This is a genomic window from bacterium (assembly GCA_016708025.1).
Lineage (GTDB): Bacteria > Zixibacteria > MSB-5A5 > GN15 > FEB-12 > FEB-12.
The window spans coordinates 1,191,533-1,204,291 of sequence record JADJGQ010000001.1; the positions used below are offsets into that span (position 1 = coordinate 1,191,533).

Here is a 12,759-nt window from a genome sequence, read left to right on the forward strand (position 1 = left end):
AATTTATAATAAATAGCCAGCCAAAGACAGAGTTTGGTCGAACTTGCGTTCGAGATCATGTCGCTTCGACCTATGATGTGTGTCCAACGGTGGTTGGACAGATACACCGTAACTCCTTAGAAAGGAGGTGATCCAGCCACAGCTTCCGCTACGGCTACCTTGTTACGACTTAGCCCCAGTCGTCAGTATCACCTTAGGCGTCGCCATCCTTGCGGTTAGGCAAACGACTTCGGGTGCTCCCAACTTCCGTGGCTTGACGGGCGGTGTGTACAAGGCCCGGGAACGTATTCACCGCTGCCTGCTGATCAGCGATTACTAGCGATTCCGCCTTCATGGAGTCGAGTTGCAGACTCCAATCTGAACTGAGGCCGGTTTTTGGGATTGGCTCCACCTTGCGGTCTTGCAACCTTCTGTACCGGCCATTGTAGTACGTGTGTAGCCCTGGATGTAAGGGCCATGAGGACTTGACGTCATCCCCACCTTCCTCCGGCTTGTCACCGGCAGTCTCTATAGAGTGCCCAGCATAACCTGATGGCAACTATAGACGAGGGTTGCGCTCGTTGCGGGACTTAACCCAACACCTCACGGCACGAGCTGACGACAGCCATGCAGCACCTGTGCACGAATCTCCGAAGAGAAGGGCGACTCTCACCGCCTGTCTCGTGCATGTCAAACCCAGGTAAGGTTCTGCGCGTTGCTTCGAATTAAACCACATACTCCACCGCTTGTGCGGGCCCCCGTCAATTTCTTTGAGTTTCAATCTTGCGATCGTACTCCCCAGGCGGGGTACTTACTGCGTTAGCTGCGACACCGGGGGGGTCGATACCCCCGACATCTAGTACCCATAGTTTACCGCTTGGACTACCAGGGTATCTAATCCTGTTTGCTCCCCAAGCCTTCGCGCTTGAGCGTCAGTATCGGTCCAGAGAGCCGCCTTCGCTACTGGTGTTCTTCCAGATATCTACGCATTTCACCGCTACACCTGGAATTCCACTCTCCTCTCCCGTACTCAAGATCAACAGTATCAAATGCAGGCTACCAGTTAAGCTGATAGTTTTCACATCCGACTTGAAGACCCGCCTACGCGCCCTTTACGCCCAGTAAATCCGAACAACGCTCGTCCCCCCCGTATTACCGCGGCTGCTGGCACGGAGTTAGCCGGGACTTCCTCTGTGGGTACCGTCAAGCCTGGAGCAGTTACTCACCAGACGTTTCTTCCCCACCGACAGGATTTTACACACCGAAATGCTTCATCATCCACGCGGCGTTGCTGCGTCAGACTTTCGTCCATTGCGCAATATTCCCTACTGCTGCCTCCCGTAGGAGTCTGGGCCGTATCTCAGTCCCAGTGTGGCCGATCACCCTCTCAGGCCGGCTATCCATCGGAGCCTTGGTGGGCTTTTACCCCGCCAACTAGCTAATGGAGCGCGGATTCATCTATACACAACAGGTTGCCCCGTCTTTGACATTCCGGTGATGCCACCAGAGTGTGTCATCCGGTATTAGACCTCCTTTCGAAGGATTATCCCAGATGTATAGGCAGATTATCCACGTGTTACTCACCCGTTCGCCACTTTACTTACCCAACCGAAGCCGGGCTTTCTCGTTCGACTTGCATGTATTAGGCACGCCGCCAGCGTTCGTTCTGAGCCAGAATCAAACTCTCCATAAGTATTTTTAACGTATTTATGCTGAGTTGATATGCTCTATCAAAACGCTAATCGTTTTGTTCAAGATTTACAAAGATCCTCATGCGACCCGGGTCGGGTCGCGGACCCGCGACACGATGCGCCAAACATCGTGTCTCTAGCGTGGCTATTTAGATGTCAAAGAACACTATTTCGAAAAAAAACTGCCTGACCAAATTGCCTGGCAGATTCACAAGTTATCTGCTCGACTAAGCCCTGTCAAGAGCTTTTATAAACTTTTTTTCTGGAGGGGAGGTTTTACCTTCCAAACGACAAACGGTTACCTGCTCCATCAAGTAGCGGCCATCGTTGACCGCCTCGTCCGTTTATCGGCCGCCCAGTATAGTTACTGGACAATAGCCTGTCAAGAATCTTCGTGACTATTTTTTAACCGACTCCTCACGCTAACCACTTTTTGCTTCAACCGGTTCCCCGCGCTCTAGAGAATTACTCGCCAATCCCTCTGTATGCCATGACGGGCCAAACCGAGCACCCCCGCAATCCACTACAAATCAACGCGTTAGCCTCGTCATTCGGCGCTACTAATCAAAGGTAACGTGGGCAGACTTGGTTGGACTTCCCTTTCCTGGACGTCTTCTTTCCACATGTGCATGTGCGATCAGAATCTGTCACACGCCCGACTATATAAGTAAGACGTCGACAATTCTCCCCTGTTGGTGGGTCCAGCCAGCATCTTTTTGGGGCAGAATGTGCGGGGTTGTTTTGGATCGAAATACCGCAGTTTGGCGGTTCTCGTATTCCAGAACGCAATATGTACGACAATGTCCATACTCACACTGGGACCAAAGCGGCCAGCACTGCGGACCTGTATGGGACTCCAGGTGAGAAGCATTTCGACTATCAATCTGAGATGTTCTACCTGGGACGTGCGCTCTGAGTCGTTCGTATGGTACAGTCGGCGGCTGAGGGGGGGGACCTGCCAGAAGAGAGCCTTATCCTGCTGAACAAATGTCTTGACGTTAATTGAGAAAACGGTACTTTACTGGAAAGTCGATAAGGGAAATCCATTATGCAAAGATTCATCCTCACTCTCACTCTGGCGCTCGCCCTTGTCTTGAGCCTGTTATTGCCGGTGGCGGCCGAAAAACAGACAGAAGACCGGGACAGCAAAGTTACCAAACCGAAGGCCACCAGCCCGGCCAAACGTGATGTCGCTCCTGCTCCTGTCACTAAACCGGCGGAGAAGGACGCGACGGTAGTCTCCCCCCAGCAAACGCAGTCAACGACCCCGGAAGTGGTGAAACCGACCGCTCCAGCGCAGACTGCCACTGCTCAACCGATGGCGGGAGAGCAGATCAAATGGCAGGTACTCTCCGGCGGCGGCACGGAGTCGTCATCGGCAAGCTACAAACTGAGCGCGACGGTCGGCCAGACGGCTGCAGGCATGGTGAGCTCCGGCTCTTTTAAGCTGCAGCAGGGGTACTGGCAGGATTTCAGCGCGCCGACCAGTTGCTGTATCGGGACTACAGGGAATGTCAACAAGTCTGTGGCGGAAACGCCGGACCTCTCCGACCTTTCGCTGTTGATCTCGTTCCTGACAGTCACTCCGAAACCGACTCTCCCCTGCCTGCAGGAAGCTAATGTGAACGGTTCTGTCGCGCAGACGCCGGATCTTTCAGATCTGTCGTTGCTGATCTCGTTCCTGACAGTAACGCCGAAACCGGTGCTTCCGATCTGCTCGTAAGCTGTCTCTGAGAATGCGAATTTGAAGGCCGCTCTGATGCGGCCTTTTTTCTTGCATAGACTGTCCACTCCGCTTTATTATTGTATTGGTACGACACTCGGTCCGGTAAGCGGATCTTCCCCCTCACCTCCTTACCGAAATATTCTGTCAAAGAGGTATCTCATGCGACGTTTCTGCTATTGGAGCCTTCTGCTGGTGGCTGTTGCAGCGGTCGGAGGGTCGGCCTGGAGCACGAGTCAGCTCCCCCCTCCCGCAAACATCAGAGTCACTACCATTCCTCAGCTCAACAATGAGGAGCAGGTCTTTATCTGCCCCACCGACTCGAATATCATAATTGCCAATTGGAGAGATTTCCGAACAGGCTACCGTCAGATCGGAGTTGGCAGATCGACGGATGGTGGCCAGACATGGGTTGATTCACTGATCCCGCCGACGATGCAGTATTTCGGATTTAGCGCCTGGCAGTCCGATCCCACCATGGCGGTCGACCGATTGGGGAACTTCTATATGTCGGTGCTGGATTTCCTGTCCGCGGGAGGACCCGGATCATCGGTGATCTCTTTCTATCGCTCCCTGGATAAAGGGGTATCGTGGGAAGGGCCATACGTGCCTGATGCTCCCCCCGGTTCATCCTTTGAGGACAAGCAATTCATTACGGTTGACCGGACAGGTGGGCCGTATGACGGCAATCTCTACTGTGCATGGGCGCGGTTTTACGACGGACCGAACAGGATCATGTTTGTGCGTTCAACGGATGGCGGTGTGACCTTTGACGATTCAGTGACCGTCGGACCGGTGCAGAGCTCGGCCAGTTGCGGCACCGGATGGGATGCCGGGCAGTTCGCAATCCCTATTGTTGGGGCTGATGGAGCTGTTCACGTATTCTGGATGGGAACATCTCTCGATTCGGGAATAGCATGCGCCACGAGCACGCAGATCAAGCATCGGATATCCGACGATGGTGGCTTGCTTTTTGGACCAGAGATGCTGGTGACAGAGGTGACCGGATACATGAGCGCGGCAGGAGCGATCAATATCTACTCCATGCCGGTTGGTGATGCCGACATTTCGGGTGGACCACATCATGGGAATCTCTACCTGGCATTTGCGGATATCGGTCCTGAAGGAGGGTTGAGTGATGTTGATTTCATACGGTCTACTGATGGCGGCCTTACCTGGTCGAACCGCATTCAGATCAATGATGATGAGCAGGCCAATCTGAACTGGCAGTTTCATCCCTGGATGATCGTTAACGAAGATGGTGTGATCATTTGTGTGTTCTATGATGAGCGGTTTGACGTCAATAATTACAATTTTGATCTGTTGGCGGCGTATTCGTTTGACGGCGGCAAGACATTCACCTCGAATCATCGGATCTCTTCGGTATCATCGTCGCCGAATAATGCGAAGGAGATTCCGAACAATGAGCCGGTAGTACAACCGACCGACAGGACTCAGCCGGCGCTGGTGATGAGCCCGCAGGCAGGTAAGATCGGCGAGTATATTGGAGTGACTGCGTATTATGACAAGATCAACGCGGTCTGGACCGATACTCGAGACGGAAATCAGGAAGTCTATACCGCCAATTGGCAGATGCCAATGCTGGAGCCACGACTTCAGTCCCCGGTCAATGGAGCATTGGTGAAAGCTTCAGTTGGGCTCGGCGTACTTCCTCCGAAACTTGAATGGTCAACGAGTTGGAAAGAGAATGATGACCGTTATCAGATCGAGTGGACTGGGTTGGCCGGTGGCAGTGGTACTTGGACCTCGACCACAAACAGCTTTACGGCCTGGGCCGGTGACCCGCCGATGCCTATGGTCTACGCGGAAGGTTGGTATCTGTGGAGAGTGCGGACATTAAACACGGCTGGTACCGATAGTTCGGCGTGGTCCGAGTATTGGATGTTCTATCTGGACGCCACGCCACCGGCCCAGCCGTCGCTACTAAGTCCATCGAATGGTGCAACTCTGAGTGATCGTACTCCGCTTCTGGATTGGTCGATTGCAATGGATAACCTGGCCGTGACCTACGATATGTACCTTTCGACAGACCCGGCGTTTGCCGCAGGTCCTGCAACGACAGTCTATACTGCTCTGACAGATACGCAGTATCAGATCGCGACCGATCTTGCGCTCTCGCCATATTATTGGAAAGTAACGGCGACTGATGCGGTCGGGTGGACATCAAGTTCTACGGTAGGGAGTTTTGTGGTGGATACTTCCTGTTGTAGTGGATCGACGGGCAATGTTAATGATGGCGTGATTGAGCAGCCCGACCTTTCAGACCTTTCGCTTTTGATCTCTTATCTGATACAGACGCCGCGGCCAGCTCTTCCCTGCCTGGCGGAGGCGAATATTGACGCGACCGGTAGTATTGACTTGACCGATCTTTCGATGCTGATCAGTCGGCTAACCGGAGTGCTGTTAACTTTACCAAATTGTCCGTGATTTTAAGTGGTTGTACGACAGAGCGGTAAAAACAAATAGTCGCGGATCGGGCGAAAGAAGGTCATTCGGAATTGTTGGCTGGAACATTTGGCGAATCTTTTGTATTTGTGTATACTGTAGTTATTAACGATGGACTTTTTGACCGACAATTAGAGGTACGATGCTTACTGTCACCGATCTGGCGAGTCAGGAATTGCAGGCGGTTTTCGCCGGCGAAAAAGGAAAAGGTCACCACTTGGTCATCTATTTCCAAGGGGCTGGCTGAAGCGGTCCCTCATTGGGTTTGGCTCTGGATGAGTCAGTAGAAGGATTAACGAAGTTAGAAGCAAACGGCGTGGCGGCATATATTGACCCGGGATTAAAAGACTTCCTGGCGCAGTATGGCGGCATTAATATCGATTATGTGAAGCGGCAGTCCGGGGGCGGGTATGTGGTTTCGGCGGGGAAGCCGGGAGGAAACTGCGGCTCTGGCTGTAGCTGCGGATAGCGGTTCGCTTGAAAGACGAAAGCCGGCATCGCTGCCGGCTTTTTTTTGCGAATTTCGATATATCAGGCGGAGAAATTGGGAAATGGGGAGCGTAGGATCGCTTCAGGTAAAACATTGTGGCGCAAGCTCGGTTGAGAGGGGCGCTATTGAAACCGCTTGACTAATGAATCGATTGGGCGTAGTATTTCGGTTCTTCGGATATGCCGGGGTAGCTCAGTTGGTTAGAGCGCCAGTCTGTGGAACTGGATGTCGGCAGTTCAAATCTGCCCCCCGGTATTTTAGCTCTTGGAGATCCTTCCCTTTCGCTCCGAACGCAATCAGAAGCATCTCAGAGATATTCGCCACTCCTCGAGACCGCAGATATTTTACTCCGTCGATCATTTCCGGCTCCAGTGAGAACTCGCCAATTAGTGACATCAGTTGTGCCTTCGCTCCCATGACATCCTCCCTCAGCTTCTCGTTCAGGCGGATCAGCCATCCAGCGACAAACTCTTCATCCACTTTCAAATTGTCGAAGTTCATCCGACTGTCGAGAAGTTCAGATTGAGCGTCTATTTGGCTGATCCTGGACTCATACTCAGTCAAGCGTTGCTGCAATGCGGGCGAAAACGTGCCGTTTTCAATCGCGCTCAGGATATTAGACAGCTTTTTAGACAGTGAACGCCTTTCCTCTATAATTGCCGAGGACTTGCTGCGAAGGCCCGAAATCTTCGCTTTGAGTTTGCGATTGACTGCCTTCACTATGGCGGACAGTAGCGCTGGATTGAGAAGCTTTCGTTGGATGTCGTTCAGGATGACCGTTTCGAGTTCGAGCTTCGAAACGCGGAAGCCATTCGTGCAAGCAGCCTTCCCTCGTTGCCAATTGGTGCAGCATCCAAACAGTGGGTGAGGTCGGTCTACGCCGATGACCTATGACATAGCGGCCGCAAACGTGACAGCGCATCATTCCAGAAAGAGGAAACTGGATCGGTGTGCGGGCCGGCGTACTGAGTCTCGTCGCTTTCCAGCTTGAATTCGCGCTTGTGCCGCAGACCACGTCGTTGAATCAACGATGGCAAGATGAGGTTGTAAATTTTGTTGCCATTCGCTTTTGTCCTTCATAACGCGTTTTCTCTGGCCAGTCTCCGGATTGGTGACCCATCCAGCTTTGTTGAATGACCAATCGCCGATGTACTTGGAATTTTGGAGAAGGTTTTTGATGGTGCCAGGAATCCAAGCTGGCTTGTGACCTGTTCGCTCGACGATCGTTAAATGGGGTGCGTAGCACTTCAGATTGAGTTGATGGGTAATGTCACGCATACTGAGCCCAGCGACAAATGAAATATCTCACAGGGGCTGGATCTGGGACGGCGGGACCCAATAACTCGAGTAAAGCCTGTCTTGCGATCAATTGAGCCGGCAGGGTCGAATTCTTTAGTGTAGGAAAAGCCATAGGCTCTTCCCCCTGCGTTGTAGCCCTTGAGTGCTTGTCCTTCCATCCCTCTAAGAGTCTTCGAAGCGAGGTCTCGACGGTACTGTGAGTCAATCAGACTATTCACGCCGACTGTCAGATGGGATTGATTGTCGCGACTGTCAATCCCCTGGCTGACGAAAAAGACGCTGACACCGTAAAAGCGGAGCTTCCCAATAATGCTTTCAACTTCTCCCATGCGCCTGGAGAGCCGGCTGGTGTCGTCAATCAGGACGTACTCGAATGGTCGAGGATTTTGAGTAACGGCAAGGAGGAGTTGGGCCAGCGAAGTTCTGCCGCGGACAGAGACACCTGGCGCGATCTGAAAAGATGCATTCCTTTAGGACCGTCCAGCCTCGCTGGTCGGCTAAGTGCTGGCAATTACGGATTTGATCTACAATTGATCTGTCCTGTTGAAGATCGCTGCTATAGCGAGCATAGATTGCACACCGCATAATACTCATAAGTTACTGTGCTCTCACCTGGTACGCAGCAAAAAAAAATCAGCTGCTCAACTTCTTCTTGAAACCCACACTTTGCTCACCGAGTAGTTGATCCCCGAACTTCACTGAACCGCTTATCAGCAGACACATAATTAGATTAGTGGATTCTGTTTCCAAGCGGCTATCGGCCGCGTGTTCACACTTGGGCGGTTCAAGGGCGACTCGCCTCTCCCCATTTTTGGTCTACTCACCTTCCGTCGCCTTCCACCAATTATGATAGTTGGTGCCGAGAGCCTTCAGTCTCCTATCTATCTCCGGCAATCGTTCATCTGCAACTCGGTTTCGGAGGCGTCTCATAATAGCATCAGAACCGATAGGTACCTCCGGGCGATGTTCGTTCCAGTCCATTACTTCGTTGAATATTCCTTCAGAGAACTCTGCGTCGCCGGACAGTACTTTCAAGAGCCGCATGGATGTTCGGTCAAGAATTTCGTCGCGTTCGCTGGCGATCTCGCTGAATCCGTCCAGGACCAATTGACTGACTGCCTCTTCAGTTGTTCTGAAACCTCCAGCTTTTAGAAGAACGTCGCCGAGATCGGCCTTGAATTTGAGCTTTCCGTCTGCTGAGTGAAATTCATATTCGCCCTTATCAAGCTTGATTGCCCAAGTACGCATAGCATTTATGAACTTAAGGCTCGGCACCTTCTCTGTGAGCGCGGCAACACCGCGTTTCCACGGATTGTCCTCAACTCCCTTCGACAGTACGCTCTGCCACGCGTGCCTGCTGAAGCAAGGGGCGGGAGTAGCAGCCCCTACGACCTCCTGAGGGCTGTTACCGTATGGCATCGAGACCATCTGGAATGAATAGCTCATGTCCAGCCCTACTAATCCAGGGAGCCCGTACATTACGCCATCAGCAACTGTCTCACCATACTCGTCCTTGATCGACTGGTAGGCCGCATATGTGACAAATCCTGCTCCGATTACCTTCGGATCGACGACCGCCTTGGCGCCACCGAGCAACAATTTGGCACCTAACCACTTTGCTACGCCTGGGTAGTTTCGATCGGCAAACAAATCTATGCCCAGTTCAACATCCTTGATCGCAAAACGCTTGAACTGAAATACAGACGAACCGACTGGCCCACGCATGATTAATGGAGTATCGGAGCGAATAGCCAGGAACTGCGAATAGATATTGCCCTGGAGCACCGCATATCGATTAGCTTCCACGTCTGATAACCCACGCTTCTTTCCTTTCTCAAAGAATGTCGACCAGACGATTTCCTGATTCGACGTCTCAGGAGCCAACGAACGCATCTTTTCCCTGGTGGTAGCCCAACTTACATCAGTCGGTATAGTGCCGAGGCGTGGCTGCAACCCCTCGATCGTCTTTCCTCCGGTCAGGAACTTCACCGAATTCCTTGAGCTTTTTCTTCCCTTCGGCGGATGCGTAGAATTTCCGGCCCGCAATGGACTCTTTCACCGCCATTAATGGCTCAGTGGTCTGAAAACGCTGAAGACGATTTAGCGCATGGAAGCGCGGGGAGTACTTCAGGAACAAGTCGACAGTGCGCCGCTTGATAAATCCGGCTGCTCGCTCGAGTAGCATCGGTCTGACAACATCCCGAATGCCAGGTACTTGTTGAATCGTGTTGTCGAGAAGGAGCGATGCCTTGCTTGGCTGAGGCCCCCAAATGTGATCCATCATGCTCTGCACATAATCGGCAGTCTCAGGTCTGCCTTCCTGCCGAATCTTGTCGACAAGAGGCTGAATGGTAGCATTTAGATCAGAGAGGTACTTCCACCGAACAAATTGCTGATTATACAACCCAGAATGCGTGGCAGATCTTTCGAGAATCCTGCAACACCTTTGCGCTTCTGGAGGAAGCGGATTTCTGCTTTGCCTCTTTGGTGCCAATCTCTCCGGAAAGAAACTGTGCGACTTGCTCCTTGGTGACAGATCCTTCCGCGGCGTCTGCGATTTCATTGACGATTTTGTGGAAGCGCGGTCTACCAATCCTGACTACATCCCCTCCCCTAAAGGCTCGACCTCGAATCGAATATGACTCCGGTGATACTTCAGGATGGTTTGCATAATCTTCAATTGCTCTTAGCATGGCATCGAAAGCAGTGTGTGCCGAACCGACGTGCTGCCCGTCTCTCACAATTTCCCATGAACCGGGGTGCAATTGAGGAAGGTAATTCACGACACCCCAATCAGCCGGAACCTTCTCGGACAATGCTAACTCCACTTTGTCGGCCAATTCAGCCCGCTGAAGATCGCTCAGCTTCTTACCCTCCAGACTGTTTTCCTGTCGATACGTTTTCTCAGCAATAGCTGTAACAGCCTTGCGCAACTTCTCCCGCTTAATACTGATGATTTCTTTTCGATCATTCTCCATGAACTTCCGGATTTCTTGTACTGCTTCAAGGCTGCCGGGCTGTAAACTGACATCACTTCCGGGATCAATGATATGGTCATACAGTTTGTCGCCATTTGTCCCCCAGTCGCGCTTGTCCACCTTTTTGAGTGATGCTTCAAGCTTCTCGGCACGGCGCCCTGATTCCACCATGATCTCGGTTTCGGCGAACAAGATTTCTTCACCGGCTCGTTTCGCGACATTGCCATAACGAGCTGGCAAGTCAGGGGCCGCACCAAGCACTCCCTGTGGAGTTCGTATAGCCGAAGTGATCCAATATCTTTAGGGTCGTGAAGCACGCGAATGGTTGGCTGCTGGATAGTACCTTCAATTTCCCCTGCTCAGATACTTGCCTCTGAGCGGGACGCCTTTCGCTTGGCCTCTGCCTTTCTCAACGCGCGAGCAGAGATCCCAGATAGTAGCTGTTCGGGACTTACACCTGCACCCAACAAAATTTCCGCTCTAACTTCTTCTACCTGACTAGTAGGACCTCCCTCGCCGTCTTTTGCATTTGCATTCTGTACTTGTTCATATCCCGTAGCAGGCGTAGCAGGTTTAGTTTCTGCTGTTTTGCAGGTTCAGTGACAGTTTTTCGGCTGGCTTGTCAGGTTCGCGCAGCCTATCGCCCTGCTTGAGCGTGTGCTCGTCAGGTATGGGCTTGCCGACAGCCTCTTCGCCAACGGTCGGCTTCTGGATCTCTTCGAGTGTAGCACTGACATCTTTACGGGTAGGCTCCAGACTTACGGGCCCTGGACGCGGCTCAGAGCGATCGCAGTGGCGCCGTCACTTGCTCGGGTGTCATTGGCGCTTTGGCATCCTTCTGCATATCCATTATCTCGTTGACCAAAGTAACACGGTCAGCGGCTTGGATGCGCTGGACCTCGCCAAGGCTCTGCTCTTCAATGGAGACAGGGACTTTCTTTTCCCGGACGGCTTTCTCGATAGTCTGCTGCGCCTGATCGCGTTCTTTCTCGGCGGTAGTTGCTCGCTCCTTTTCGATCCGTAGCTCTTCCTGGAACCTGGCAATATCCTGATCCATCTTCGCCTTGGTGTCGATCGCTCGCTTGACCTCGGTTTCGGCTTTCGGGTTCAGGTCCGCAGCCTCTTTCGCCTTGTTGATGATACTCGCCTTGCCCTTAATCATCTGAGCGGCGAACAGTAGGTTCTCGGGATGCTCGTAGAAATGGTTGATCGCTTCGGTGCGAAGATCCTCGAGCGTCTTACTTGTCGTCAACAGGGTCGGAGCATTGAGTACGGCGGAGATCCCTTCAGTTAGTTTGGTGATCGGATTGTTCCGGGTACCGAACATGACCTCTGCTACGTGGCCGGTCTGATCCGGCGATTCCCGGATAATATCAATCAGGCCCGTTGCAATCTCTTCAATCTTGCGATGCGGAGAAGAAGATCCCTCTGGTGACCCCGGTTTCGGCGGCGCGGGATTGACAATATCGTCAAGCGTACCTGTAAAGAATCCAACGAGCCCACCGATGGCCCCGGTTGTGATGTGAGTCGCCAGGGCGCCGGCACGGTCCCAAGCTCCAGAATTTTTGTATTGAGTGGCGAGCTGCTCTTCTCGGGGAGTGAGTGGCTGCTTCTTCAAGTCGCGATACGGAGAAATCGGCATCGGCGTATCGGCCCCGATGAATTCCATCATTTGAACGACCGGATCGCCGAGCTCTTTTTAAGACGGCCGCGCCGATACGCAAACCCCTACGCCGCCGCACCGGGCATTGCGGTTGACCGTTTCCGCTTCTGCCTTTTTGATCTTCGCCTTCAAGCGGGCCCACGGCTTGGTTGGCTCTAAGGCTTGGGGGTCGATTATCTTATGGTTGACCGCGGATTCCACGCTACGGCGCTCGTCGGCTGTCAGGGCGTCCATGCCCTGCTCTTGAGCCTTCTTCACTACCTGCATGAACTCATACGAGCTGGAGTATGGGCCAAGCGGATTGATCGCTATGGGGTCAGGCGGGCCCACTTGCTCCGTTCCGACCTGGGCGACGATCTCTTTTGCGTTAGCGTTGTCGATCTTTTCGACCAACAAACCGCGGCGCCGTTTCCGCAACTCTTCCTGACGATCGAGCGTATCGAGTAATCTACCCATATACCTTTGCTATC

Annotated in this window: 11 protein-coding genes, 1 tRNA gene and 1 rRNA gene; 4 read left to right on the forward strand and 9 right to left on the reverse strand. The window is 52.7% G+C overall.

Features of this window, described 5'->3' with window-relative positions:
- Window positions 1–120 precede the first annotated feature (120 nt).
- A 16S ribosomal RNA gene (locus IPH75_05245) occupies window positions 121–1,672 on the reverse strand.
- Window positions 1,673–2,718: 1,046 nt separating this feature from the next.
- Between IPH75_05245 and IPH75_05250 the strand changes: the two genes are divergently transcribed.
- From IPH75_05250 to IPH75_05265, 4 genes are all read left to right on the forward strand, one after another.
- Window positions 2,719–3,393: a hypothetical protein gene (locus IPH75_05250; protein ID MBK7141465.1), complete on the forward strand. Its 675-nt coding sequence runs from the start codon at window positions 2,719–2,721 to the stop codon at window positions 3,391–3,393.
- A gap of 162 nt (window positions 3,394–3,555) precedes the next feature.
- On the forward strand, window positions 3,556–5,841 hold the full coding sequence (locus IPH75_05255) for a hypothetical protein (protein MBK7141466.1): 2,286 nt from the start codon (window positions 3,556–3,558) through the stop codon (window positions 5,839–5,841).
- Window positions 5,842–6,175: 334 nt separating this feature from the next.
- Window positions 6,176–6,328 carry a hypothetical protein gene (locus IPH75_05260; protein ID MBK7141467.1) on the forward strand — a complete coding sequence of 51 codons (153 nt, stop codon included), beginning with the start codon at window positions 6,176–6,178 and terminating at the stop codon, window positions 6,326–6,328.
- A gap of 202 nt (window positions 6,329–6,530) precedes the next feature.
- Window positions 6,531–6,604 (forward strand) — tRNA-His (locus tag IPH75_05265).
- Between the two features lie 666 nt (window positions 6,605–7,270).
- Here IPH75_05265 and IPH75_05270 read toward each other — a convergent pair.
- From IPH75_05270 to IPH75_05305, 8 genes are all read right to left on the reverse strand, one after another.
- Complete coding sequence (locus tag IPH75_05270) at window positions 7,271–7,627, reverse strand: recombinase family protein (GenBank protein MBK7141468.1); 357 nt, start codon at window positions 7,625–7,627, stop codon at window positions 7,271–7,273.
- Window positions 7,597–8,100 (reverse strand): recombinase family protein, encoded by a 504-nt coding sequence (locus IPH75_05275; GenBank protein ID MBK7141469.1) that lies wholly within the window; start codon window positions 8,098–8,100, stop codon window positions 7,597–7,599. The genes IPH75_05270 and IPH75_05275 overlap by 31 nt, the downstream gene beginning before the upstream one ends.
- Window positions 8,003–8,233 carry a recombinase family protein gene (locus IPH75_05280; GenBank protein MBK7141470.1) on the reverse strand — a complete coding sequence of 77 codons (231 nt, stop codon included), beginning with the start codon at window positions 8,231–8,233 and terminating at the stop codon, window positions 8,003–8,005. Before IPH75_05280 ends, IPH75_05275 begins: the two co-directional genes overlap by 98 nt.
- A gap of 231 nt (window positions 8,234–8,464) precedes the next feature.
- Window positions 8,465–9,637 (reverse strand): hypothetical protein, encoded by a 1,173-nt coding sequence (locus IPH75_05285; protein ID MBK7141471.1) that lies wholly within the window; start codon window positions 9,635–9,637, stop codon window positions 8,465–8,467.
- A complete protein-coding gene (locus IPH75_05290) occupies window positions 9,570–9,932 on the reverse strand; it encodes a hypothetical protein (GenBank protein ID MBK7141472.1) in 363 nt (120 codons plus the stop codon). Before IPH75_05290 ends, IPH75_05285 begins: the two co-directional genes overlap by 68 nt.
- A gap of 112 nt (window positions 9,933–10,044) precedes the next feature.
- Complete coding sequence (locus IPH75_05295; protein MBK7141473.1) at window positions 10,045–10,866, reverse strand: hypothetical protein; 822 nt, start codon at window positions 10,864–10,866, stop codon at window positions 10,045–10,047.
- 538 nt (window positions 10,867–11,404) lie between these two features.
- Window positions 11,405–12,298 (reverse strand): hypothetical protein, encoded by an 894-nt coding sequence (locus IPH75_05300; GenBank protein MBK7141474.1) that lies wholly within the window; start codon window positions 12,296–12,298, stop codon window positions 11,405–11,407.
- A 27-nt stretch (window positions 12,299–12,325) separates the two neighbouring features.
- Entirely contained in the window at window positions 12,326–12,745 is a 420-nt protein-coding gene (locus IPH75_05305; protein ID MBK7141475.1) for a hypothetical protein, read from the reverse strand.
- Between the last annotated feature and the right edge of the window lie 14 nt (window positions 12,746–12,759).